At 69.0% G+C, this 24,159-nt stretch carries 20 protein-coding genes and 1 pseudogene; 14 read left to right on the top strand and 7 right to left on the bottom strand.

The genetic code is table 11. The annotated features are described in order from the left end of the window. Nucleotides 1–5 precede the first annotated feature (5 nt). The 9 genes and pseudogenes from AAHF99_RS13385 to AAHF99_RS13345 all read left to right on the top strand — a co-directional run bounded on the left by AAHF99_RS13385 (nucleotide 6) and on the right by AAHF99_RS13345 (nucleotide 8,815). Complete coding sequence (locus AAHF99_RS13385) at nucleotides 6–383, top strand: hypothetical protein (protein WP_342164850.1); 378 nt, start codon at nucleotides 6–8, stop codon at nucleotides 381–383. A gap of 159 nt (nucleotides 384–542) precedes the next feature. Then, nucleotides 543–4,016, top strand: a complete 3,474-nt coding sequence (gene carB / locus AAHF99_RS13380; RefSeq protein ID WP_342164848.1) for a carbamoyl-phosphate synthase large subunit — start codon at nucleotides 543–545, stop codon at nucleotides 4,014–4,016. An 88-nt stretch (nucleotides 4,017–4,104) separates the two neighbouring features. Then, complete coding sequence (gene greA, locus AAHF99_RS13375) at nucleotides 4,105–4,581, top strand: transcription elongation factor GreA (protein WP_243954114.1); 477 nt, start codon at nucleotides 4,105–4,107, stop codon at nucleotides 4,579–4,581. Nucleotides 4,582–4,585: 4 nt separating this feature from the next. Continuing rightward, nucleotides 4,586–5,086 carry a hypothetical protein gene (locus AAHF99_RS13370; RefSeq protein WP_342164847.1) on the top strand — a complete coding sequence of 167 codons (501 nt, stop codon included), beginning with the start codon at nucleotides 4,586–4,588 and terminating at the stop codon, nucleotides 5,084–5,086. 2 nt (nucleotides 5,087–5,088) lie between these two features. After that, a complete protein-coding gene (locus AAHF99_RS13365) occupies nucleotides 5,089–6,060 on the top strand; it encodes a mitochondrial fission ELM1 family protein (protein ID WP_342164846.1) in 972 nt (323 codons plus the stop codon). Between the two features lie 33 nt (nucleotides 6,061–6,093). After that, nucleotides 6,094–7,071 carry a thioredoxin-disulfide reductase gene (gene trxB, locus AAHF99_RS13360; protein WP_342164845.1) on the top strand — a complete coding sequence of 326 codons (978 nt, stop codon included), beginning with the start codon at nucleotides 6,094–6,096 and terminating at the stop codon, nucleotides 7,069–7,071. Nucleotides 7,072–7,299: 228 nt separating this feature from the next. After that, nucleotides 7,300–8,190 (top strand): LysR family transcriptional regulator, encoded by an 891-nt coding sequence (locus AAHF99_RS13355; protein ID WP_342164844.1) that lies wholly within the window; start codon nucleotides 7,300–7,302, stop codon nucleotides 8,188–8,190. 146 nt (nucleotides 8,191–8,336) lie between these two features. Beyond that, nucleotides 8,337–8,693 (top strand): annotated as a pseudogene (locus tag AAHF99_RS13350) (NAD(P)-dependent alcohol dehydrogenase); the annotation flags it as partial. Nucleotides 8,694–8,710: 17 nt separating this feature from the next. Next, nucleotides 8,711–8,815: a zinc-binding dehydrogenase gene (locus AAHF99_RS13345; RefSeq protein ID WP_342164842.1), complete on the top strand. Its 105-nt coding sequence runs from the start codon at nucleotides 8,711–8,713 to the stop codon at nucleotides 8,813–8,815. Between the two features lie 16 nt (nucleotides 8,816–8,831). Here the strand turns inward: AAHF99_RS13345 and msrP are convergent, their stop codons facing one another. The 4 genes from msrP to AAHF99_RS13325 form a co-directional block, all read right to left on the bottom strand. After that, the gene (gene msrP / locus AAHF99_RS13340; RefSeq protein ID WP_342164841.1) at nucleotides 8,832–9,779 is read right to left on the bottom strand and encodes a protein-methionine-sulfoxide reductase catalytic subunit MsrP; all 948 of its coding nucleotides are present in this window, start codon (nucleotides 9,777–9,779) and stop codon (nucleotides 8,832–8,834) included. 105 nt (nucleotides 9,780–9,884) lie between these two features. Beyond that, nucleotides 9,885–11,618, bottom strand: coding sequence for an AMP-binding protein (locus AAHF99_RS13335; protein WP_342164840.1), 1,734 nt, complete (start codon nucleotides 11,616–11,618; stop codon nucleotides 9,885–9,887). A gap of 93 nt (nucleotides 11,619–11,711) precedes the next feature. Next, the gene (locus AAHF99_RS13330; protein ID WP_342164839.1) at nucleotides 11,712–12,470 is read right to left on the bottom strand and encodes a hypothetical protein; all 759 of its coding nucleotides are present in this window, start codon (nucleotides 12,468–12,470) and stop codon (nucleotides 11,712–11,714) included. 19 nt (nucleotides 12,471–12,489) lie between these two features. Further along, on the bottom strand, nucleotides 12,490–13,986 hold the full coding sequence (locus tag AAHF99_RS13325; RefSeq protein ID WP_342164838.1) for a leucyl aminopeptidase: 1,497 nt from the start codon (nucleotides 13,984–13,986) through the stop codon (nucleotides 12,490–12,492). Nucleotides 13,987–14,158: 172 nt separating this feature from the next. On the opposite strand from AAHF99_RS13325, the gene lptF reads away from it, so the two are divergent. The 5 genes from lptF to rsmA all read left to right on the top strand — a co-directional run bounded on the left by lptF (nucleotide 14,159) and on the right by rsmA (nucleotide 21,061). After that, nucleotides 14,159–15,319, top strand: coding sequence for an LPS export ABC transporter permease LptF (gene lptF / locus AAHF99_RS13320; RefSeq protein WP_342164837.1), 1,161 nt, complete (start codon nucleotides 14,159–14,161; stop codon nucleotides 15,317–15,319). A gap of 9 nt (nucleotides 15,320–15,328) precedes the next feature. Beyond that, complete coding sequence (gene lptG, locus AAHF99_RS13315) at nucleotides 15,329–16,417, top strand: LPS export ABC transporter permease LptG (RefSeq protein WP_342164836.1); 1,089 nt, start codon at nucleotides 15,329–15,331, stop codon at nucleotides 16,415–16,417. A 74-nt stretch (nucleotides 16,418–16,491) separates the two neighbouring features. Then, nucleotides 16,492–19,062 (top strand): LPS-assembly protein LptD, encoded by a 2,571-nt coding sequence (locus tag AAHF99_RS13310; protein ID WP_342164835.1) that lies wholly within the window; start codon nucleotides 16,492–16,494, stop codon nucleotides 19,060–19,062. Nucleotides 19,063–19,097: 35 nt separating this feature from the next. Continuing rightward, nucleotides 19,098–20,201, top strand: a complete 1,104-nt coding sequence (gene pdxA, locus AAHF99_RS13305) for a 4-hydroxythreonine-4-phosphate dehydrogenase PdxA (protein WP_342164833.1) — start codon at nucleotides 19,098–19,100, stop codon at nucleotides 20,199–20,201. Beyond that, on the top strand, nucleotides 20,198–21,061 hold the full coding sequence (gene rsmA / locus AAHF99_RS13300) for a 16S rRNA (adenine(1518)-N(6)/adenine(1519)-N(6))-dimethyltransferase RsmA (RefSeq protein ID WP_342164832.1): 864 nt from the start codon (nucleotides 20,198–20,200) through the stop codon (nucleotides 21,059–21,061). The genes pdxA and rsmA overlap by 4 nt, the downstream gene beginning before the upstream one ends. Nucleotides 21,062–21,083: 22 nt before the next feature. Here the strand turns inward: rsmA and AAHF99_RS13295 are convergent, their stop codons facing one another. The 3 genes from AAHF99_RS13295 to AAHF99_RS13285 form a co-directional block, all read right to left on the bottom strand. Beyond that, complete coding sequence (locus AAHF99_RS13295; protein ID WP_342164831.1) at nucleotides 21,084–22,076, bottom strand: TIM44-like domain-containing protein; 993 nt, start codon at nucleotides 22,074–22,076, stop codon at nucleotides 21,084–21,086. Nucleotides 22,077–22,182: 106 nt separating this feature from the next. Continuing rightward, the gene (locus tag AAHF99_RS13290; protein ID WP_342164830.1) at nucleotides 22,183–23,256 is read right to left on the bottom strand and encodes a two-component system sensor histidine kinase NtrB; all 1,074 of its coding nucleotides are present in this window, start codon (nucleotides 23,254–23,256) and stop codon (nucleotides 22,183–22,185) included. 76 nt (nucleotides 23,257–23,332) lie between these two features. Next, nucleotides 23,333–23,965, bottom strand: coding sequence for a S24 family peptidase (locus tag AAHF99_RS13285; protein ID WP_243954011.1), 633 nt, complete (start codon nucleotides 23,963–23,965; stop codon nucleotides 23,333–23,335). Nucleotides 23,966–24,159: the final 194 nt, after the last annotated feature.

Here is a 24,159-nt window from a genome sequence, read left to right as displayed (position 1 = left end):
TCCCAATGATTGCCAGACAGGCAAGCGACGACTTCTCGCGTCTGCACCGTGCCTTCAGCTTCCACCTGGGCGTGGCGACGGCCCTGGCTTGGCTCACGGCCCTCTACGCGGCGGCCTACGCGCCGTGGGTGCGCAACATCCGCGCGCTGATCGACCCCGTCGCCGGGCTCGACCGGATCGAGAGCACCTTCTCCTACCTCTTCGCCATGCCGGCCGTGCTGGCGCTCGCCTGGGTCTCCATCGTCGCCGGGCGCGAGAGCTTGCGCCGGGCACAGACCCTGCCGAACGTGGCCGTGGAGTTCGCCGCCGCCGCCGTCGTGGCCTTCGGCGTGTTCTACCTCGCCATCGACCGCGCTATCGCGGCGCTTTTCGCCGCCGTCTGAGTGGATAGGTCGGCATCCTCCTTGCGTTGAGCGGCCGCGCGCCCTTGTCTCGGGTGCGAAGCCGCGTGTAAACGCAGGGCTCAACGACAATCCCGCCGTGCGTCCGGTCGTGGGGCCATGCCCGACGACGGGGCGCGTGTGCCTGTATCAAGGCGTCCGATGCCCAAACGCACCGATATCTCCTCGATCCTGATCGTCGGGGCGGGGCCGATCATCATCGGGCAGGCCTGCGAGTTCGACTATTCCGGCACTCAGGCGTGCAAGGCCCTCCGCGAGGAGGGCTACCGCATCGTGCTCGTGAATTCGAACCCCGCCACGATCATGACCGACCCGGACATGGCCGACGCGACCTATGTCGAGCCGATTACGCCGGAGATCGTCGCCAAGATCATCGAGAAGGAGCGCCCCGACGCGATCCTGCCGACCATGGGCGGCCAGACGGCGCTGAACTGCGCCCTGTCGCTCCAGAAGATGGGCGTGCTCGCCAAGTACGGCGTGCAGATGATTGGCGCCACCGCCGAGGCCATCGACAAGGCCGAGGACCGTTCGCTGTTCCGCGACGCGATGACCAAGATCGGCCTCGACACGCCGAAGTCGGCGCTAGCCAACGCGTCGGCGGTCAAGAAGGCCGACCGGGCGAAGTATCAGGCCGAGATCGCCCGGATCGAGGCCACCCACACCGACGAGCAGGCCCGCGCCGACGCCCTCGCCGCCTTCGAGAAGAAGTGGCACGCGGGCGAGTCCGAGCGGCGCAAGCGCTACGGCGAACATGCCCTCGGCCAGGCGCTGATCGCGCTGGCCGAAGTCGGCCTGCCCGCGATCATCCGCCCGTCCTTCACCATGGGCGGCACCGGCGGCGGCATCGCCTACAACCGCGAGGAATTCCTCGACATCGTTGAGCGCGGCATCGACGCCTCGCCCACCAACGAGGTGCTGATCGAGGAGAGCGTGCTCGGCTGGAAAGAGTACGAGATGGAGGTCGTTCGCGACAGGAACGACAACTGCATCATCGTCTGCTCCATCGAGAACATCGACCCGATGGGCGTCCATACGGGCGATTCGATCACCGTCGCCCCGGCCCTGACGCTCACCGACAAGGAGTATCAGGTGATGCGCGACGCATCGCTGGCGGTGCTCCGCGAGATCGGCGTCGAGACCGGCGGCTCGAACGTGCAGTTCGCGATCAACCCCGAGAACGGGCGGATGATCGTGATCGAGATGAACCCGCGTGTGTCGCGCTCATCGGCGCTCGCCTCGAAGGCGACTGGCTTCCCTATCGCGAAGGTCGCGGCCAAGCTCGCCGTGGGCTACACCCTGGACGAGATCGCCAACGACATCACGGGTGGCGCGACCCCAGCCTCCTTCGAGCCGACCATCGACTACGTCGTCACGAAGATCCCGCGCTTCGCCTTCGAGAAGTTCCCCGGCGCCGAGCCGACGCTGACCACCGCCATGAAGTCGGTGGGCGAGGCGATGGCCATCGGCCGCTGCTTCGCGGAATCCCTCCAGAAGGCCCTGCGCTCGCTGGAGACCGGGCTGACCGGCCTCGACGAAATCGAGATCGAGGGCCTCGGTAAGGGCGATGACCGCAACGCGATCAAGGCGGCGCTCGGCACCCCGACGCCCGACCGCCTGTTGCAGGTCGCCCAGGCCCTGCGCCTCGGCGTGAGCCATGAGGAGGTCCACGCCTCCTGCAAGATCGACCCGTGGTTCCTGGAGCAGCTTCAGGCCATCGTGGACCTCGAGCAGCGGGTGAAGGCCCACGGCCTGCCGACCACGCCGGGCGCCTTCCGGCAGCTTAAGGCAGCGGGCTTCTCCGATGCCCGCCTCGCCGTCCTTGCCAAGATGGAAGAGAGCGAGGTGCGCGAGAAGCGCCGGGCGCTCGCCGTGCGCCCGGTATTCAAGCGGATCGACACCTGCGCGGCGGAGTTCAAGTCGCCCACCGCCTACATGTACTCGACCTACGTGGCGCCCTTCGCGGGCACTGTGGTGGACGAGGCCGCGCCGACCGACGCCAAGAAGGTCGTGATCCTCGGCGGCGGCCCGAACCGGATCGGTCAAGGCATCGAGTTCGACTATTGCTGCTGTCACGCCTGCTTCGCGCTGAGCGACGCGGGCTACGAGACCATCATGGTCAACTGCAACCCGGAGACGGTCTCGACCGACTACGACACCTCGGACCGCCTTTATTTCGAGCCCCTGACCGCCGAGGACGTCCTCGAAATCCTCGAGACCGAGAAGCAGAACGGCACGCTGCACGGCGTCATCGTGCAGTTCGGGGGGCAGACGCCCCTGAAGCTCGCCCGCGCCCTCGAAGCCGCCGGCATTCCGATCCTCGGCACTTCGCCGGACGCCATCGACCTCGCCGAGGACCGGGACCAGTTCAAGCGCCTGCTCGACAAGCTGGCGATGAAGCAGCCGAAGAACGGCATCGCCTATTCCGTCGAGCAGAGCCGGCTGGTGGCGGCCGATCTCGGCCTGCCCTTCGTCGTGCGCCCATCTTACGTGCTCGGCGGCCGGGCCATGGCGATCATCCGCGACGAGGCGCAGTTTGCCGATTATCTCCTCGACACCCTGCCGAGTCTGATCCCGTCCGACGTCAAGGCGCGGTACCCCAACGACAAGACGGGGCAGATCAACACGGTGCTCGGCAAGAACCCGCTGCTGTTCGACCGCTACCTGTCGGACGCGGTCGAGGTGGACGTGGACGCGGTCTGCGACGGCGAGACCGTGTTCATCGCCGGCATCATGGAGCACATCGAGGAGGCGGGTATCCACTCCGGCGATTCGGCCTGCTCGCTGCCGCCGCGCTCGCTCTCACCCGAGACCATCGCCGAGCTGGAACGGCAGACCACCTCGATGGCGCTGGCCCTTAAGGTCGGCGGCCTGATGAACGTGCAGTATGCCATCAAGGACGGCATGATCTACGTGCTCGAAGTGAACCCCCGCGCCTCGCGGACGGTGCCCTTCGTGGCGAAGGTGATCGGCGAGCCGATCGCCAAGATCGCCGCGCGGGTCATGGCGGGGGAGAAGCTGTCGACCTTCGGCCTCGTGAAGAAGACCCTGCCGCATATCGCGGTGAAGGAGGCGGTGTTCCCCTTCGCTCGATTCCCCGGCGTCGATGTGCTGCTCGGACCGGAAATGCGCTCGACCGGCGAGGTCATCGGCCTCGATGCCGGCTTCGGCGTCGCCTTCGCCAAGAGCCAGCTCGGCGCGGGCAATCAGGTGCCGCGGTCGGGCGCGGTGTTCGTGTCGGTGCGGGACGACGACAAGGCGCGCATCCTGCCCGCCATGAAGCTCCTGGCCGATCTCGGCTTCACCATCCTCGCCACGGGCGGGACGCAGCGCTACCTCGTGGAGCAGGGCCTCAAGTCCGAGCGGATCAACAAGGTTCTGGAAGGGCGGCCCCACGTGGTCGACGCCATCAAGAACGGCGACATCCAGCTCGTGTTCAACACGACGGAGGGAGCCGGCGCGCTGTCGGACTCGCGCTCGCTCCGCCGCGCCGCCCTCTTGCATAAGGTGCCGTACTACACCACTCTAGCCGGCGCGATGGCGGCGGCCGAGGGGATCAAGGCCTATCTCGAAGGCGATCTCAAGGTACGCGCGTTGCAGGAATATTTCGCGGCCTGAAGTTGCAGGCCCCGGTAACACTATCAGGGCCCGGAGGGAGTGACCCGCTCCCGGCCGGGCTTCTTCATTACGGCGCGAGACAATGAGCATAGACAAGGTTCCGATCACGACCCGCGGCTATGCGGCCCTGGAAGAAGAGTTGAAGCATCGGCAACAGGTCGAGCGGCAGCGGATCATCCAGGCAATTGCGGAAGCGCGCGCCCTGGGCGACCTGTCCGAGAACGCCGAATATCACGCCGCCAAGGAAGCCCAGTCCCACAACGAGGGCCGGGTGATGGAACTTGAGAGCATGATCGCCCGTGCCGAGGTGATCGACGTCGCCAAGCTGTCCGGCTCCAAGATCATCTTCGGTGCCACCGTGAAACTCGTGGACGAGGACACGGAGGAAGAGAAGACTTACCAGATCGTCGGCGAGCCGGAGGCCGACGTGCGCTCGGGCCGTGTCTCGATCGGTTCGCCCATCGCCCGTGCGCTGATCGGCAAGGCCGTGGGCGACACCGTCGAGGTGACGACGCCGGGCGGTGGCAAGTCCTACGAAGTGGTTGAGATCCGGTTTGGCGGCTGAGCCGATGGCGCGTGGTTTTCGGTTTGCCGCCGGTCTCGTGGCCCTCGTCGGCCTGTGCGGGCCAGCCTCGGCGGGTGATTTCCCGCCGACGCCGGTCTTCTCCGACGTGCGCGTCGATGCGCGGCCGCTGCTCGCCAAGGGCGGAGGCTTGCCGGCCGAGGCGCTGGCGGTCGACCTAACGGCGGCATTGCGGAAGAACCTCGCGGATCGAATCGGCGGGCGCGGCCCCAGCCTTGTCGTCGTGCTCACTGGCCTGTCGCTGCGCGACTATGTGGGCAATAACGGCGGGCGGTTCGGCCTCGGCGGCACGCAGAGCGACTATCTGGAGGGCGACGCCCTCCTCGTCGGGCGCCGGGGTGAGGTGTTGGGCCGGCACCACCAAATGACCGCGACGCCGTCGAGTTATGGCGGCGCGTGGTACGACCCGGACAACGAGCGTCGGCGCGTCTCCGTGATCGCCGACATCTACGCTCAGTGGCTCGCCCGCAACCTGCCGCGGGACTAGCAATGCCCGGCCTCGCCGGTCTGCGCGCCTGGATCATCACAGACGGCAAGGCCGGCGACGAGAATCAGTGCCTCGGCCTCGCCGAATGTCTGGGGCTTAAAGCGGAGTTGCGCCGGATCCCCGCCTCGGGGCCATTCGGGTGGTTCGCACCCTGGGGGCCCATTGATCCGCGACAGGGGCCCCGCCGGCCCGGCGGTGCCCTGCGCGGTCCCCTCCCCGATCTCGTCATCGCCTCAGGGCGCCGGGCGGCGCCGTACCTGCGCGCCTGCCGACGGCTCGGCGTCGGCTTCACGGCTTTCCTCAAGGACCCGCGCACGGGCGCCAGCACCGCTGATTTCATCTGGGTGCCGGAGCACGATTCGCTGCGCGGCTCCAACGTGCTCCGCACGATTACCTCCCCGCACCGCGTCTCCGCGTCGAGGCTGGATGCGGCGCGGGCAACGCCCGATCCACGCCTAGCGCACCTTGTGGGACGGCGCGTCGCGGTGCTGCTCGGTGGGGACAGCCGTCACCTGCGGTTCTCGGAGGACATGATCGCGAGGCTGCTCGTCGATCTGCGTTCTCTTGCGGCGACGGGGTGTTCGCTGATGGTCACGGCCTCGCGCCGCACCCCCGAGCGTCTACGCGCACCGACTCGCCGCCTTGCGGCCGAGACCGGCGGGTTCTTCTGGGACGGGACCGGCGAGAACCCCTACGTCGCCATGCTGGCGCTGGCTGAGGCGATCGTCGTCACCTCCGATTCGGTGAACATGGTGAGCGAGGCCGTGGCGACAGGTGTTCCGGTCCTGCTTTTCAAGATCGAGGGGACACCGCCCCGCCACCAAGCGATGTATGCGGCATTGGTGCGTGCCGGGGCGCTCGCGCCGTTTGACGGACGGCTCACGGATCTGCGGTATACCCCCATCGACGCGACGCCGGTGATCGCGCAGGCGCTCGCGGATGCCTATATTGCGCGTCGCCGTGGCCGAGATTGACGCCCCTGCGGCAAGACGAAGAGTTCGAGACCGATGGCCCACACGCACGCAAAGCTCATCATCGTCGGCTCCGGCCCGGCCGGATACACCGCCGCGATCTACGCCGCTCGCGCCATGGTGAAGCCGCTGCTGATCTCCGGCTTCCAGCCCGGTGGGCAGCTCATGATCACCACCGATGTCGAGAATTATCCCGGCTTCGCGGAGGCGATCCAGGGCCCGTGGCTGATGGAGCAGATGCGGGCTCAGGCCGAGCATGTCGGCACGGAAATTCTCTCGGAGTACATCACCAAGGTCGATCTGCAGACCCGGCCGTTCCGGCTGGAAGCCGATTCCGGCGAGACCTATTCCTGCGACGCGCTCATCATCGCGACTGGAGCGCAGGCCAAGTGGCTCGGCCTGCCCTCCGAGGCGAAGTTCCAGGGCGGCGGCGTCTCCGCCTGCGCCACCTGTGACGGCTTCTTCTTTCGGGGTCGTGAGGTCGTGGTGGTCGGCGGCGGCAATACCGCCGTCGAGGAGGCGCTGTACCTCGCCAACATCGCCAAGAAGGTCACGGTCGTGCACCGTCGCGACCAGTTCCGCGCCGAGCGCATCCTGCAGGAGCGCCTGTTCAAGCACCCGAATGTTGAGGTGTTGTGGCACAAGCAGATCGATGAAATCTGCGGCGTCGAGAAGCCCGCGCCGAACGTCACCCATCTGCGCCTGAAAGATACGCGCAACGGCGACATCAGCGAGGTGAAGACCGATGGCGTGTTCGTGGCCATCGGCCACCAGCCCGCCACGGCGATCTTCGACGGGCAATTGCCCCTGCGGGATGGCGGCTATCTCACCGTGAAGCCTGGCACCGCCGAGACGGAGATCCCCGGCGTGTTCGCGGCGGGCGACGTCACCGATGATGTGTATCGTCAGGCGATCACCGCCGCCGGCATGGGCTGCATGGCGGCGCTGGAGGCCGAGAAGTACCTCGCCAATCTCGAGATCGGCGAGAGCCCGGCCCGCGCGGCGGCGGAATAATCGACGCGCCGTCCCCGCTTTTTCTGGGATTATGCACCGGTCGTCGGGCCTATAAGGCCCGCGCCGGATGCATAGGTCTGTTCTCCGCGCAGGAATGCGTATATCGCATGGCACGGTGGCGTTGATGTCGGCCCAGCGGCGTTGTCGGTCGAGGGCACGGAGGCAGCTTCCGCCCAGCCGAAGCGGGTCATCGGGCTCCGCGGCGCAGCACGACCGGGAGTTCTGGCGTTGGACTGGGACAAGATTCGTATCTTCCTGAACGTCGCCGAGGCGGGCAGCTTCACGAAGGCCGGGGACGATATCGGGCTGAGCCAATCGGCGGTGAGCCGCCAGATCAGCGCCCTCGAACGGGAGCTGAAGGCGCCGCTGTTCCACCGGCATGCCCGCGGGCTGATCCTCACCGAGCAGGGCGATCTGCTGTTCCGCGCCGCCAAGGACATGAAGCTGCGCCTGGAGAACACCCGGGCGCGCCTTGTCGAGACGTCGGAGCGCCCGACCGGCGACCTCAAGGTGACGACGACGGTCGGCCTCGGCGTGTCGTGGCTGTCCCAGCGGGTGGGCGAATTCCTCGACCTCTATCCGGATGTGCGGATCGAGATGATCCTCACCAACGAGGAGCTGGACCTCGCGATGCGCGAGGCCGACGTGGCGATTCGGATGCGCCGTCCCGCCCAGCCGGACCTGATCCAGCGGCGGCTGTTCACGGTGCATTACCACGCCTTCGCCAGCCAGGATTACGTGAAGCGGTTCGGCGAGCCGAAGACCGTGCAGGATCTCGACGAGCACCGCATCGTCTCCTTCGGCGGCAACGAGCCGTCCTATTTGCTGGCGGCGCATTGGCTGGCCGATGCCGGGCGCGACGGGCGTGAGCGGCGGCCGGTCCACCTGACGGTGAACAACATCGGCGCTCTGCAGCGGGCGATGGAGGCCGGTGCCGGCATCGGCATCCTGCCCGATTATGCCGTCGATGGGGACGACAACCTCGTGCAGGTGCTGCGGGAAACCGACATGCCGACGCTGGAGAGCTACCTCGTCTATGCCGAGGAGATGCGCTCCGTGGCCAGGGTGCAGGCGTTCCGCGACTTCCTCGTCCAGAAAGCCCAACGCTGGACCTATTGAACGCATAACCGCGCGGAATTTTGCGGAAGCTGCAACCCCCGGTTGGTTAACCATACCAATCGCAACTTGGCGTTGCCGAGCCCTCATCGATTGGCGGTCCGGCCGGCATCCTCTGGCGGGGAGGCTGCGCTATGTCCCGGTCGCGGATGCAACCGGGAGGTGAGTATGGGCGGGATGACGAAAGCGCTCGTCGTCGGGGCCGGCGGCGGGTTCGAGCGAGTTCGCTGAACGACCACGACTTCGCGGTGGTCAGCACCTTCTTCCCGACCTGGCTCGACGGACAGCCCGACGTCGTCGGCTTCGCGACCGTTCCGGGCGACGGGGTCGATGGCTATGCCCGCGAGGCGATCACCGCCCCGGCGACGGCCTTCACCCATGCCCCGGCCGGTTGGGACCATGCCGAGGCGGCGACGCTCACCACCGCCGGCCTGACCGCGTGGCGGGCACTCCACGACGACGGGAAGGTGAAGGCGGGGGACACGGTGCTGGTACAGGGGTGCGGGCCATCGATGCCAACGGCATGAGGCCGGTCATCGACAGCCGCTACCCCCTCGACGCCATGGTCGAGGCGTTCGAGCACCAGGAGAGCAACCGCCACTTCGGGAAGATCTGCCTGGAGATGTGAGCCCGGAGGCGGGCGGCTAGACGAACAGCCGCTCGCCCTCCATGCCCTTGTAGAGCCCCGCCACCTGCTCGCCGTAGCCGTTGTAGATCAGCGTGGGGACGCGCTGGTCGGTGCCGAGCACCCGCTCGCTCGCCTGGCTCCACCGGGGATGCGGTACGGCCGGGTTCACGTTGGCCCAGAAACCGTATTCGGAGGCCTGCAGCCCCTCCCAGAAGGTCTTGGGCCGGTCGGCCGTGAAGGACATCTTCACGATCGATTTCGCGGACTTGAAGCCGTACTTCCACGGCACCGCGATGCGGATCGGCGCGCCGAACTGGTTCGGCAGGGGCTTGCCGTAGATGCCGGTCACGACGAAGGGCAGGTCGTTGCCGGCTTCGGCCATGGTCAGGCCCTCGATGTAGGGCCAGGGGTAGTAGAAGACCCGCTGGCCCGGCGCCATCGCCTTGTCCATGAAGGTCTCGAAGCGCACGTATTTCGCGCCGGAGGTCGGCTTGGCCAAGGCCACGAGCTTCGAGAGCGGGAAGCCGGTCCACGGCACCGCCATCGACCACGCCTCGACGCAGCGGTGGCGGTACAGGCGCTCTTCGAGCCCGATCTTCTTGATCAGGTCATCGACGCCGATCTCGAACGGCTTTTCCACGAGCCCGTCGATCTTCACCGTCCAAGGCGAGGTCTTCAGCGCGTTGGCGGCCGGAAGGACAGTCTTGGACATGCCGAATTCGTAAAAGTTGTTGTAGTCGCCGCTGAAGCGCTCGGGCGTCACCGCGCGGTCGAGGGTGTAGGCGTCGTTGCGCGGGGCCGGGTAGGCGCCGGCGTCGCCCGCCGCGAAAGCCCGCCCGCCAATGAGCGAACCCGCCGCCAGACCCGCCGCGCCGCCGATCAGGCTGCGGCGGTTGAGGAATATCGTCTCAGGCGTGGCTTGGGATTCGGGGATTTCCCACCCGCGATGGCGCCTGATCAACATGGTTTTCTCCCTGCCTCGTGCCGCGATCTCGTAACGGGAGATCGGGCCGGAACGTGGGCCGGACAAGCCGGCCCACCTCACCATTCGGCGAGGAGGCCCGCGAGGTTACGTCGCGTCCGGTGCCGGCGGTGTCTCGTCGCGCAGGACCCGCCGCAGCACCTTGCCGACATTGGTCTTCGGCAGGGCATCGTGCAGCACCACCGTGCGGGGCACCTTGTAGCCGGTGAGCTGCGTGCGGGCGTAGGCGCGCAGGGCGTCTTTCGTGACGCTCGGGTCCTTCAGGACGACGTGGGCCACCACCATCTCGCCGGTCTCGGCATAGGGCGTTCCGACCACAGCGCATTCGAGCACGGCCGGGTGCGAGGCCATCACGTCCTCGACCTCGTTCGGATAGACGTTGAAGCCGGAGACCAGGATCATGTCCTTGAGCCGGTCCACGATGCGGACCTGCCCCCCCTCATCCATCACCGCGATGTCGCCCGTGCGGAAATAGCCGTCCTGGGTCATCACCCGCTCGGTCTCGTCCGGCCGGTTCCAGTAGCCGCTCATCACCTGCGGACCCTGCGCGCAGAGTTCGCCGCGCTCGCCGGGGGGCAACGGCTCGCCGTCCCCGTCGCGGATCGAGACGTCCGTCGAGGGCAGCGGGTAGCCGATGGTGCCGCTGAAATCCTGGAGCGCGTAGGGGTTGGCGCAGAGGACGGGGGAGGTCTCGGACAGGCCGTAGCCCTCCACGATCGCCTTGCCCGTCAGCGCCTTCCATTGCGCGGCGACGGCGCTCTGCACGGCGGTGCCGCCGCCGATGACGAAATCGAGGTGGGAGAAATCCACCGTGCCGATCTTCGGGTGGTTCACCAGCATGTTGAACAGGGTGTTCACCCCGGCGAGCCCGGTGAAGCGCGTGCGCGAGAGCGTCTTCACGAAGCCGTCGCAGTCGCGCGGGTTCGGGATCAGCAGGCAGCTGCCGCCGGTTCGCACGGCGAACAGGAAACAGGCCGTCAGCGCGAAGATATGGTAGAGCGGCAGGGCCGTGACCGTGACCCGAAGCCGGCTCGTATCGGTCGATTCGAACCACGTCACGCATTGCTCGACATTGGCCGAGACGTTGCGGTGGGTGAGCATCGCCCCCTTGGCGACGCCGGTCGTGCCGCCGGTATATTGCAGGAAGGCGAGGTCGTCCGGGGCGACGGGCACCGGGCGCAGGGTGGCACGGGTCTTCACGGCAGCGCCGTAGCGCACGGCCATCCCGTCGGGCAGCGTGAAGGCCGGCACGGCTTTCCGCAGGTGGCGGCTGGCGAGGTTGATCGCCTGCCCCTTCACCCCGAGCCCGTCTCCGGGCCCGGCGACGATCACCCGGCGCAGGTCGATCTCGTCGAGGGCGCCCGCGACGGTGTGAGCGAAGTTCTCCAGCACGATCAGCACGCGAGCGCCGGAATCGGACACCTGCGCCGCCATCTCGCGGCTCGTGTAAAGCGGGTTGATGTTGACGACGACCGCCCCGGCGAGATGCACCGCGACGATGGCGACCACGTAGCTCGGCACGTTCGGCAGCATGATCGCCACCCGGTCGCCCTTGGCGACGCCATCGGCCTGAAGGTAGGCGGCGAGCGCCCGCGCCTGCCGGCCCAGTTCGGCATAGGTCAGGTCCGAGCCGAAGCATGTCGCCGCCGGCCTGTCGGGGAAGGTGGCGATGCTGTGCGCGAACAGCTCCGGCAGGGTCTTCAGGCTGGCGACGTCGATCTCGGCCGGCATGCCCGGCGGATAGGCGGCGAGCCACGGCCGCGTGGCCGAGCCGCCCGGCGCGCCGACCGCATCGCGGTTCATGGTCACGCTGGCATTCATGGCGTTTCTCCCGCAGGTGCGGCTCTTGCGGCCGTCAATCCCGCCCCCTCACCCGGAACTGTGGGCGAAGCGGAAGACGCGCGCAAGCTGGCCTCAGGCGACAGCGCGGCGACGGCGTAACGCGACGAGCAGGCTGTGCGGTGCCATCGCCACGAGCAGCAGCCCGGCCGCGAGCCCGGCTTCGCTCGCCGTCATGGCCCGTGCCGGCCAGGGGCCGAAGCCGAACGTCTTTGCGAGGCCGATGACCCCTGCACCGAACCACAATGCCACGAAGGACAGGGCGCCCCAGCCGATCCGCCGCCAGCGCGGGCGGAGGGGACGGCTCGCGGCGATGACGGCGACGCCGACGATCCCGCCGACCATCGAGGCCGCGACGGCGGCACCGAGGGCGTAGGCGAGCCAGAGGGGCTGCCCGGTCAGGAAGGCCATGCTGCCGGTGGCGTAGCCGCCCCGCAGGGTCAGGCCCCCGAAGGTCGGATAGAGCCCCGCCATGGCCAGCGCACCGAGCCCCAGGAGGGCGAAGACGACCCGCCGCACCGGCCCAGCCGGTCCCGGCCCGGCGGCGGCGGCGACGATCCGCGCCGCGCCATAGACGAGGGCGAAGGCGAAGAGCGGATAGCGGTCGAGGAAGTAGCCGTAGGCGTAGGGTTCCAGCGCCTCCGGCAGGCCCGAGCGGCGGCTCAGGCCGCTCGCGGCGACGAGGGCCAGCGCAACGAGCGCCGCCGCGACCGGGACGGCGGCCACGACGCCCTGCCCCGCCCAGATCCCGCGCGGGGCCGCGTGGCGTGGGGCCGGCGACCGAACGGGCGCGAAGCCCGATCCGACCACGTCGAGGAAGGCATCGCCCGCCACGGAAGCAACTCCCAGCCGGTCAGCGCGCCTCGTAATGGTCGCGGATCAGCCGGTCGAGCAGGCGCACGCCCCAGCCGGCGCCCCAGCTCTTGTTGATCTCGTTCGAGGTCGAGGACATGGCCACGCCCGCGATATCGAGATGCGCCCAGGGCGTGTCCTCGACGTAGCGCTTGATGAAGGACGCCGCCGTCGCCGCGCCGCCGTGGCGCCCGCCGGTGTTCTTCATGTCCGCGAACTTCGAGTCGATGGCCTTGTCGTAGGCGGGGATGAGCGGCATCCGCCACACCGCCTCGCCGGTCGCCTCGCCCGCCGCGTGGATGTTCTGCGCGAGCGTGTCGTCGTTCGAGAACATCCCGGCGATGTCCTGGCCCAGCGCCACGATGATGGCGCCCGTCAGCGTCGCGAGGTCGATCATTGCCTTCGGCTTGGCCGTGCGGACGATGTGCGTGATGACGTCGGCGAGGACCAAGCGGCCCTCGGCGTCGGTGTTGATGACCTCGATGGTCTGGCCGGACAGGGAGGTGAGGATGTCGGACGGGCGGTAGGCGCCGCCGTCGGGCATGTTCTCCACGAGGCCGATGGCGCCGATGACGTTGCAGCGGGCCTTGCGCGAGGCGAGCGCGTGCATCGCGCCGACCACGGCGGCGGCGCCGCCCATGTCGCCCTTCATGTCCTCCATGCCGGCGCCCGGCTTGATCGAAACGCCGCCCGAATCGAACACGACGCCTTTGCCGATGAAGGCGACGGGTGCCTCGCCGGACGCGCCGCCGTTCCAGCGCATGATGACCACGCGCGGCTCGCGCCCCGAGCCTTGGGCCACGGCGAGGAGGGCGCCCATGCCGATCTCGCGCAGGCGGGCGAGGTCGAGGACTTCGATCTCGACGCCGAGCTTGCTCAATTCGCTGGCGCGCTTGGCGAATTCCTCGGGGAAGAGGACGTTCGGCGGCTCGTTCACGAGGTCGCGGGCGAGGATGACGCTGTCGGCGAGGCCGCGCGCCGTCTCGGCCTCGCGGGCGGCGGCGGCCTGGTCGGCGACGAGGATGGTCAGGCTCGTGCCGGCCTTGTCCTCGGCGTCGGGCTTCTTCTTCGTCTTGTAGCGGTCGAAGGTGTAGTTGCGCAGCCGCGCCCCGAGGGCGAAGGCGGCGGCCTGTTCCGGCCCCGTCGCGACGCCCGGCAGGTCGAAGACGATCCGCGCCGTGCGGCCGGACACCTTCGCGGCGGTGAAGCCGCCGAGCGCCGGCCAATCGAGCTTGCCGCGATCCGCCTCACTGCCGAGGCCGACCACCACGAGCCGGTCGGCGGAGACGCCCGCCGGGGCCGGCAGCATGAGCGCCGAGAGGGAGCGGCCCTTGAACTTCTCGGAGGCCGCCGCCTTGGCCACGAGGTCCGCGCCGGACCCGCCGAGGGCATCCCGCGCCGGGCCCCCCAGAGCGAGGTCGTCGCCTACGAACACCACGAGGTCGCCCTGGCCACCCTGGCCGAGGGACCCGAAGGCGATGTCGATCTTGTCCGTCATGCTTGGAGCCATCCCGCCGCCTCGGCCGTGGAACGCCGGCCGCGATGCGCAATCTCACCTGTGTAGCCGTTGAGACGCAGAACGCAACGCGGCGCGAGAGCCCTGGAATCGCCCCACTTATCCCGTCATGCCGCTGGCAGGGGAGCGAACCAGGGAGTAGGCCTCTCAGACGATGAGGCAGGTCGAACGCTACATCTTCCGGATCGCGGCAGGCGGCACGCTGGCCTGTCTGCTGGGCCTGACCGGGACGATCTGGGTCACCCAGGCCTTGCGCGAGCTCGACCTCGTGACGGCCAAGGGGCAGACGCTGCTCGTCTTCCTGTTCGTGACGGCGCTGTCGCTGCCGACGCTGGTCGTGGTGATCGCGCCCGTGGCCCTGTTCATCGGGACGATCTACGCTCTGAACAAGCTGAACGGCGATTCCGAGCTGATCGTGATGTCGGCGGCCGGGATGCCGCCGCGCGCGCTGCTGCGGCCCTTCGTGACGCTCGCGCTCAGCGTCAGCTTCCTCGTCGGCGTGGTGGTGATCGTGGTGATGCCCGCGAGCTTCCAGGAACTGCGCGACGTCATCACCCGCGTGCGCGGCGATTTCATCGCCAACGTGGTGAAGGAAGGCCAGTTCACCCAGCTCGACAACGGCATCACCTTCCACTTCCGCCAGCGTGGGCCGGGGGGCGTGCTCGAAGGGCTGTTCATCCAGGACAAGCGCGAGGCGGGCAAGACCAAGGTCTACCTCGCGGACAAGGGCAACGCTGTCGACATCGACGGGCAGAGCTACCTGATCCTCGAACACGGCACCGTGCTGCAGCAGCAGAAGGACAGCCGGGATTCCTCTGTCCTGAAATTCGACCGCTACACGATCGACCTCGCCGCCTTCGCGCCGCCGGACTCGGACACGATCTACAAGCCGCGCGAGCGCTCGACGGCGCAGCTCCTGTTCCCCGATCGCAGCGAAGCCTATTACCAATTGCAGAAGGGCCGCTTCCGGGCCGAGTTGCACGACCGGCTCTCGGCGGCGCTCTATCCGCTGGCGCTGGTCTTCATCGCCTTCGCCGCGCTCGGCGACCCGCGCACCACCCGCCAGGGGCGGGGGCTCGCCATCGCCGGGGCCATCGTCGCGGTGGTGGCCCTGCGCATCGGCGGGTTCGCCGCCGTCAGCGCGGCCGCGCGCAGCACCGGCGCGGTGGTGGCGATCTACGGCGTGCCGCTCCTCGCGATCCTCCTGTCGAGCCTCGTGATCTTCCAGGGGCCACGGGTGCGGGCCTTCAACGCCGGCCTGGCCCGGTTCGTGCGGGGGCGGCTGCGCCCTCCCCGCCTCGCCCCCGCGCAGTAGCGTCCCGCGATGCTAATCGGCCCCACCCTCGGACGCTACTTCGCCGCGCGCTTCGCCCGCACGGTGCTCGGCGTGTTCATCACCGTCTTTGCCCTGGTTTACACCCTCGACTTCGTGGAGCTCCTGCGCCGGGCGGGCGAGGCGCAGGGGGCCTCGCCGGGGCTGATGGCGCAGCTGTCGCTCTACCGAACGCCCACCGTCGCGGAGGGCGTGCTGCCCTTTGCCGTGCTGTTCGGCTCCATGGCGGCGATGCTGCAACTGTCGCGGAAGCTGGAGCTGGTGGTGGCCCGCGCCGCCGGCATCTCCGCGTGGCAGTTCCTGCAACCGGGCCTGTTCGTGGCCCTCGCCCTTGGGGCGGTGGCGGTGGGGGTCTACAACCCTGTCTCGGCCATGCTGAAGCAGCGCTCCACCGAGATCGAGGCGAAGATCTTCGCCAAATCCACCAAGGCGTCCTCGGGCAAGGACCTGTGGCTGCGCCAGAAGAGCATCGACGGCGAGGCCATCATCCGCGCCGAGACGGCGATCGAGGGCACCACCACGCTGGCGGGGGTCGGCGTGTTCACCTTCGACGATCACGGCGAGTTCACCTCGCAGATCGTCGCGGCGCGTGCGATTCTGCACGACGGATTCTGGGAGCTGACCGACGCCCGCATCATGCGGCCGGACGCGCCGCCGGAGAGCTTCGGCACCTACCTCATCGCGTCGAACCTCCAGCCGGAGCGGGTGCGGCAGCGCTTCACCAGCCCGGAATCTGTGCCCTTCTGGCAACTGCCCGCGACCATCGCACAGACCGAGCGGGCGGGGCTGGATGCGACCCGGTACCGGCTGCAGTACGATGTCCTGTGGGCGAGGCCGATTCTGTTCGTGGCGATGGTTCTCGTCGCCGCAACCGTTTCGTTACGGTTCTTCCGCTTTGGTGGCGTTGGAAAACTCGTCCTCGGGGGCGTCGCGGCGGGGTTCACCCTGTACGTGGTGCGCCAGATCATGGAAGGGCTCGGCGCCTCGGGTTTGGTTGCAACACCTGTGGCTGCCTGGTTCCCGGCGGTGGTAGGAAGTCTTCTCGGTACGCTCGCGCTTCTGTACCAAGAGGACGGCTGAAGCCTGCGGCCCCGTGGGTCGGGAGACGAGTGTGAGTGTCGTGGCGGAAGTCGTCACAGGAGTTGGGACTGGCGTTGCGTAAGGTCGCCGACATCCTGCGGAGCGCCGGTCTCGCGGTGGCTCTGACGGTCGCGGTGCTGCCCGTATCGAGCGGGCACGCCCAGAGCATTCCCGCGCCCAAAGGCAAGCCGGGCGAGAAGCTGCTCGTCGAGGCGAACGAGCTCGTCTACGACAACGACCGCAACACGGTGACGGCCCGCGGCAACGCGGAGCTGCATTACGGCCCCCGGACCCTGCAGGCCGACCGCGTGCGCTATGATCGCGGCACCGGCCGCGTCTTCGCCGAGGGCAACGTCCGCCTCACCGAGTCCGACGGCGGCGTCGTGACCGGCGAGCGCATGGAGCTCACCGACGATTTCAAGACCGGCTTCGTGGACTCGCTCCGGGTGCAGCAATCCGTCGAGCGGAAGAACGAGACCGTGCGGGTGCGCTTCTCGGCGCCGCGCGGCGAGCGGGTGAACGGCGAGCAGACCTCCTTCGACTACGGCAGCTATACCGCCTGCGAGCCGTGCAAGAACGCGCCCGAGAAGCCGCCGCTGTGGCAGATCAAAGCGCAGAAGATCATCCACAACAACGAGACGCACACGATCTACTTCGAGGAATCGACCCTCGAGATCGCGGGCATCCCGGTGGTCTACCTGCCCTATTTCGAGGCGCCGGACCCGAGCGAGCGCCGCAAGACCGGCTTCCTGACGCCGCGCTTCATCTCGACCACGGCCCTCGGCCGGGGCGTGTCGCTGCCGTACTTCATCAATTTCGCGCCGAACTACGACCTGACGCTGACGCCGACCCTGCTGAGCCGCCAGGGCGTGCTCGGGCAGGCCGAGTTCCGCCACCGCCTGGATAACGGCTTCTACTCCCTGCGCCTGTCGGGCATCTCGCAGACGACGCCCTCGGCCTTCCTGCCGAGCCCCCTCGGCGCGGGCGATCGCGACTTCCGGGGCTCCATCGAGAGCCAGGGCCGGTTCTACATCAACGAGCGCTGGCGCACGGGCTGGGATGTCGTCGGCGTCACCGACAAGTGGTTCCTCGACAACTACCGCATCCGCAATCAGTCGATCACCACGGACTTCTTCCGCGAGGCGGTGTCTACGGCCTACCTGACCGGCCAGGGCGACCGCTCGTATTTCGACGCGCGCGGCTACTACTTCAAAGGTCTGTCGAGCTTCGACTGGCAGAAGCAGCAGCCCATCGTCGCGCCGGTCATCGACTACGACAAGCGCATCAACGGCCCGTCCGAGATCGGCGGCGAGCTGCGCTTCCAGGCGAACATCACCAGCCTCGACCGCGACGTGACCCAGTACCAGGGCCTGCCGCGCACCACGACCTACCAGTTCTCGCCGAGCATCAACGGCATCAGCTTTCCGCTGTACCAGACCTGCGCGGTGTTCGTGCGTGGCGCCTGCCTGATCCAGGGGCTGGCCGGGCAGAACACCCGCGCCTCGGCGCAGTTGACCTGGCGGCGCAGCTTCATCGACGATTACGGGCAGAAGTTCACGCCCTTCGCCTCGCTGCGGGCGGACGCGTTCTTCGTGAACCCGAACCTGTCAGGCTACCAGAACGACCTCGCCCCCTCGGTGGCGCGGATCGATGACGGCGTGTCGGGCCGGGTGATGCCGACGGTCGGCCTCGATTACCGCTATCCGTTCGTCGCGAATTTCGGCGGGCTCGGCGTCCACACCCTGGAGCCCATCGGCCAGCTTCTGCTGCGCCCCTCCGAGACCAAGATCGGCCGCCTGCCGAACGAGGACGCGCAGAGTCTCGTCTTCGACGACACGTCGCTGTTCGAGTGGGACAAGTTCTCCGGCTACGACCGCGTCGAGGGCGGTGTCCGCACCAATCTCGGCGGCCAGTACTCCGTCGTCACGCCCTCGGGCTGGTACGCGAACGTCATGTTCGGTGAGTCGATCCAGCTTGCCGGCGTGAACTCCTTCCGCCGGGGCGACCTCGCCAACACCGGTCTCGAATCCGGCCTCGACAAGACGCTGTCGGATTATGTCGGCCGCTTCCAGCTGTCGCCGAACCAGAACATCACGTTCATCACACGGGCGCGGTTCAACCAGTCGGACTTCCACGTCGCGCGGTTCGAGACGGGCGTCACGGCTCGCTTCGCCCCGTTCGTGCCGCTCACGACCTCGCTGTTCTACTCGTACTATGAGGCGCAGCCGCTGCTGGGCTACAGCCACTACCGCGAGGGCGTGACGGCCTCGGCCACCTACAACATCACGCCGAACTGGTTCGTCTCGGGCTCGATGCTGCTCGACCTGACCCACTACCTCGACGTGCGCAATACCTACACCGACGCCCTGGCGGGCTACCTCGCCAACCCGATCGGCTCGGCGCCGCTCTACGAGAATCCCGGCCGGTTCTACTTCGCCGGGGCGAGCTTCGGCGGCGGCTATCAGGATGAGTGCACCACCGTCACGCTCAACTACATCAACTCGCCCATCGCCACGGCGACCGGCGTCCGCGAGCGCAACCAGACGGTGCTGCTCCGGGTCGAGTTGAAGACACTGGGTGAGGCGGATCTGCGCCAGAACGTCGGCATCGCGACCACGGCGGACGGTATCGCCTCCGCGCGATGATGGCGCGGGCGGCGCGGGGCGCGGTATAGAGCGCCATGGCTTCCCTCGCCCTCACCCTCGGCGATCCCGCCGGGATCGGTCCGGAACTGGCGCTCGCCGCGTGGCTCGAACGCGGCGGCCCGGACCCGCTGCCGCCCTTCTTCGTGCTGGGCGATCCCGCCTTCCTCGAACGCCTCGCCCTGCGCCTCGGCCGTCTCGTTCCCGTGGCGGAAGTCGATCCCGAGACCGCGACCGAGGTGTTCCCCCGCGCCCTGCCCGTCGTCCCGTTGCCGAGCGGCGCCACGGTAGAGGCGACCCCCGGTGTGCCCGATTCCGGCTATGCGGGCGCGGTGATCGAATCGATCAGCGCCGCCGTAGGGCTGGTGAAGGCCGGGCGTGCCTCGGCGGTGGTGACGAACCCCATCGCCAAGCACGTCCTCACCCGCGCGGGCTTCGCCCATCCCGGCCACACGGAGTTCCTGGCGGCACTCGCGGTGCCGCCGGGCGTCACGCCGCCCCGGCCGGTGATGATGATCTGGAGCGAGACGCTGGCCGTCGTGCCGGTGACGATCCACGTCCCCTTGCGCGACGTGCCGGACCTGCTCACCCAGGACCTCGTGGAGGAGACCGCGCGCATCGTCGCCCGCGACCTGCGCGAGCGGTTCGGCCTGCCCGAGCCGCGCCTCGTCCTCGCGGGGCTGAACCCCCATGCGGGGGAGGCCGGCACGATGGGCCACGAGGACCGGGACGTGCTGGCGCCCGCCGTGGCGCGGTTGCGCGCCGAGGGCATCGACATCCGGGGGCCGCTGCCCGCCGACACGCTGTTCCATGCCCGCGCCCGGGCGACTTACGACGTCGCCCTCGCCCCGACCCACGATCAGGCGCTGATCCCGATCAAGACCATCGCCTTCGATGACGGGGTGAACGTCACCCTCGGCCTGCCCTTCGTGCGGACCTCGCCGGACCACGGCACCGCCTTCGACATTGCCGGGCAGGGCATCGCCCGGCCGGACAGCCTCATCGCCGCGATCCGCCTCGCCAAGCGGCTGGCCGGTACGGTCCCCCGATTCGCGCGGGACCCGGCCCATCCCACGAGCGTCTATGCCGGGCGGCAGCGTCCGCCGGGCACCAACCATTTCGATCCCGAGGACGAATTGTGAGCGCATCCGACGGGCTGCCGCCTCTGCGGGAGGTGGTGGCGCGCCACGGCCTCGAACCGAAGAAGGCGCTCGGCCAGAACTTCCTCTACGACCTCAACCTCACCGGCCGCATCGCCCGTGCCGCCGGGCCCCTCGACGGGGTGACGGTGGTGGAGGTCGGCCCCGGTCCCGGCGGGCTCACCCGCGCCCTGTTGGCGGAGGGGGCGGCGCGTGTCGTGGCGATCGAGCGCGATCCGCGTGCCCTGCCGGCGCTCGCCGAGATCGCCGCGCATTATCCCGGCCGGCTTGAGGTGATCGACGCCGACGCCCTCGCCTTCGATCCTCGGCCCGTCGTCGGCAACGGCAAGGCGCGGATCGTGGCGAACCTTCCCTACAATGTCGGCACGGCGCTGCTGACCGGATGGCTCTCCGGCGAGGCGTGGCCCGCGTGGTGGGACAGCGCGGTGCTGATGTTCCAGCGGGAGGTGGCCGAGCGCATCGTCGCCACGCCGGAGGAGCGGGCGGATTACGGGCGGCTCGGGGTGCTGTGCGGCTGGCGGACGGAGGCGTCGATCCTGTTCGACGTGGCGCCCTCGGCCTTCGTGCCGCCGCCCAAGGTGACGTCGAGCGTGGTGCGACTTGTGCCCCGCGCGGTGCCCCTGCCCTGCCGGGCGGGCGCGCTGGAGGCGGTGACGCGGGCGGCGTTCGGGCAGCGGCGGAAGATGCTGCGCCAGAGCCTCAAGGCGCTCATCCCCGATCCGTCGCCCCTGCTCGACGCGGTGGGCATCGTGGAGACGGCGCGGGCGGAGGAGATCCCGGTGGAGGGCTTCGTCGCCCTCGCCAACGCCTGGGACGCGGACAGAAAAAAGGCCGGCGCCTGAGGGGCGCCGGCCTGTCGGGACCTTAGCGGGTGGTCTGCTGGATCGCCGAGAGGATCCAGCCCCGGCCGGGCTGACGCTGGAACGTCCAGAGCTCCGTCGCCTCCGGGTCGCCGTTGGCGACGATCCGGCCGCTGCCCCGCTCCATGGTCACGTCCTTCAGGGCGTAGCGCATGGCGACGGTGGCGTAGTCGGTGCGGTCCTCGCCCCAGCTCTCCGCGAGGTCGCCCTGCAGGAGCTTCACGTCCGAGATGCGGTTCACGACACCGCGCGAGGCGTTGCCCTGCAACTCCTCATCGAAGTACCCGACCATCTCGGGGGTCGAGAGGTTCGACAGGGTCACGCGGTCCTCGCGGGAATACGCGTCCTGGATGTCGCCGAGCAGCCGCTCGAACGCCTGGAAGTCGTTCGGGCCGATCTGCACCTGACGCATCTGCGGCTGGCGCGGCGTGCCGCCCATCGGGCCGGCGGCCATGCCACCCATCGGACCACCGGCCCGACCGCCCGTCGGGCCGCCCATCGGACCGCCCATGGGCCCCCCGTTGCCGGGGTTCGGGCCGGTGCGGGCATAGCTGGCGGCGGCCGGCTCGGCGTTGCGGCGGCGGAAGAACCGCATCACCAGCATCACGACGACCACGAGCAGGCCGACCTGGAACAGGAGGCCGATCATGGAGGCGAGGCCGCCGAGGCCACCGAAGAAGCCGCCGCCGAGCAGGGCGCCCAGCAGGCCGGCGCCGAGCAGGCCCGCGAAGAAGCCGCCGCCGAACCGCCGCCCGGAGGGCTGCATGCCGGGATTGGTCATGCCCGGCGAAGGCGAGGTCTGGCTGCGCTGCATGGTCATGCCGCCGCCGGGGGCGGTCGGCGTGGCCGAGGGCGCGGTGTAGGTGCGCGAGCCGCGCGAACCCATGGATCCGCCGCCGCCGGGCCGAGCCTCGGCGATCGGGGCCGCGACGGTCAGCGCCGCGGCGAGCGCCAGGAGGGCCGCCTTGCGCCGGCTGCGCGATTGGATGGTCGACATGAAACGCCTCTGAAGACGAACCGGCGACGAAGCCGCCAGTGATCATATGGGAACGGATGGGCGGGGATTTTAGTCCGTCACTCCGCAAGCTGCGCAGTTCACCGCGTCAGTGCAGGGTCCGTTCCGGCGCCGCCGGCAGGACGAGGCGCACGCGCGTGCCCCCGCCGGGTTCGCTGTCGAGGGAGATGGTGCCGTTCTGGCGCTTCATCAAACCGTGGACGATGGCGAGGCCCGCGCCCCTCCCCGCTTCCCGGCTGGTCTGGAACGGGGCGAGCGCCCGCGCCAGCATTTCTGGCGACATGCCCTGCCCCGTATCGCCCACCACGATCCCCACCGCCCCGGCGCCGGGATATTGCAGCGAGCGGTCGCCGGGTTCGATGCGGAAGGTCGAGAGCGTCAGCGTGCCCCCGTCCGGCATGGCCTCGCAGGCATTGGCCACGAGGTGCCGTAGGGCGAACTCGATCTGCGTCGGGTTGGTGATCGCCCGCGGCAGGCCGGGGGTCTGCTCGATGGCGAGGCGGATCCCCGGCGGTAGGTCGGTCGCGAGCCGCCCGCCGAGATCGGCCATAAGCGCGTCGAGGTCCACGGGGCGGACATCGGGCGCGATGCGCCGGGAATAGGCGAGCAATTGCCGGGTGAGGATCGCGGCCCGCTCGGTGGCGTCGGCCGAGCGGGAGATCGCCCGCTGGATGAACGGTTCCTGCCGGTCGCCGAGGCGGCGCTTCAACCCGTCGATGTAGCCGATCAGGATCTGCAGGAAGTTGTTGAACTCGTGGGCGACGCTGTTCGTCAGGAGCCCCAGGGCCTCCCGCTGGCGGGAGAGGGCGAGGGCGGCCTCCGCCTCGTGACGGGCCGTCACGTCGAGGATCTGGCCGATCTTTCGGCCGCCCTCCGCGAAGGGCGCCAGCGTCAGGCTTGCCCAGAAGGTCGCGCCGTCCGCCCGGCGGGCCAGGAATTCCTGCGGCGCGTCGAGGGTGGCGTCGGCGGCGGCGTTGCCGGGGCAGGCGAGCGCCTCCAGCCCCTGGCCCGCAAGCGCCGACGGCCCGTGCCCGGTGAGGGCGTCGAAGGCCGGGTTGGTCCATAGGATCGTGCCGTCCGCAGCGAGGGTGAGGCTCGGGGTCGGCAGGGCGGCGAGCACCGTGCGTGCGGCCTCGCCGGGATCCGTGTCGCGCTGCGCCATCCCCGCCTTCGCCAAAACGTCCTCGCCTGCCGGAGCGATAGCCTCTGCCGCCGGCCCGGCCAAGAGCGGGCGATCCTTACTGGCGGACCCACATGACGCGGGCCATCCAGGCGATCTCGCCGATGTTGAGCACCCGGTCGGCATGCTCCGGGTTCAGAGACGCGAGTTCGACGGTTCGCGCGGTGCGCCGCCGCAGCTCCTTCGCCAGGACCTCGCCGCCATGCAGCCGCACGACGACCCGGTCGCCCTTCCGCACGCTCGCGGTGGGCGAGACGATGAGCACGTCGCCGTCGCGGAACAGGGGATTCATCGAATCGCCCTGCACCTCCAGCGCGAAGGCGCGCTCCTCGCCGAGGTCGGGGAACTCGATCTCCTCCCAGCCCGGCCCGCCGGTCGGCATGCCATCGTCGGTGAACACCCGGCCGGAGCCGGCCTGCGTGAGGCCGATCAGCGGCACCATCGTCCGGGCCGGCACGGCGCGGGCCTCGATGAGCCGAAGGAATTCATCCAGGCTCGCCCCGGTGGCGGCCAGAACCTTCGAGATTGATTCGGTGGAGGGCCAGCGCTTGCGCCCGTCCGCACCGACTCGCTTCGAGCGGTTGAAGCTCGTGGCATCGAGCCCGGCCTTGCGGGCGAGCCCGGAGGCGGAATAGCCATGGCGCTCGGCGAGGCGGTCGATGGCGTTCCAAATCTGTTCGTGCGACAGCATGCGACCCGCCGAGTCTGGTCAAAACGGTCCGGAGACCTCGGCCCGCCTGTTCCGCGCCGGATACAATCCGATAGCCGGCATGGCTGAGACGCGCAGCCTAATTCTAGGAAACTAGAACTATACCGCGCCGATTGCAATCGAGACTCAAGTGACCGTTCAGAAAGACTGGATTCCGTGCTTTCGGCTGTTGCCGC

This window comes from Methylobacterium litchii (assembly GCF_038442315.1).
GTDB classification, from domain to species: Bacteria; Pseudomonadota; Alphaproteobacteria; order Rhizobiales; family Beijerinckiaceae; genus Methylobacterium; species Methylobacterium litchii.
Note: the sequence above shows the minus strand (reverse complement) of the source record. Positions and strands in the feature narration are given on the sequence as shown.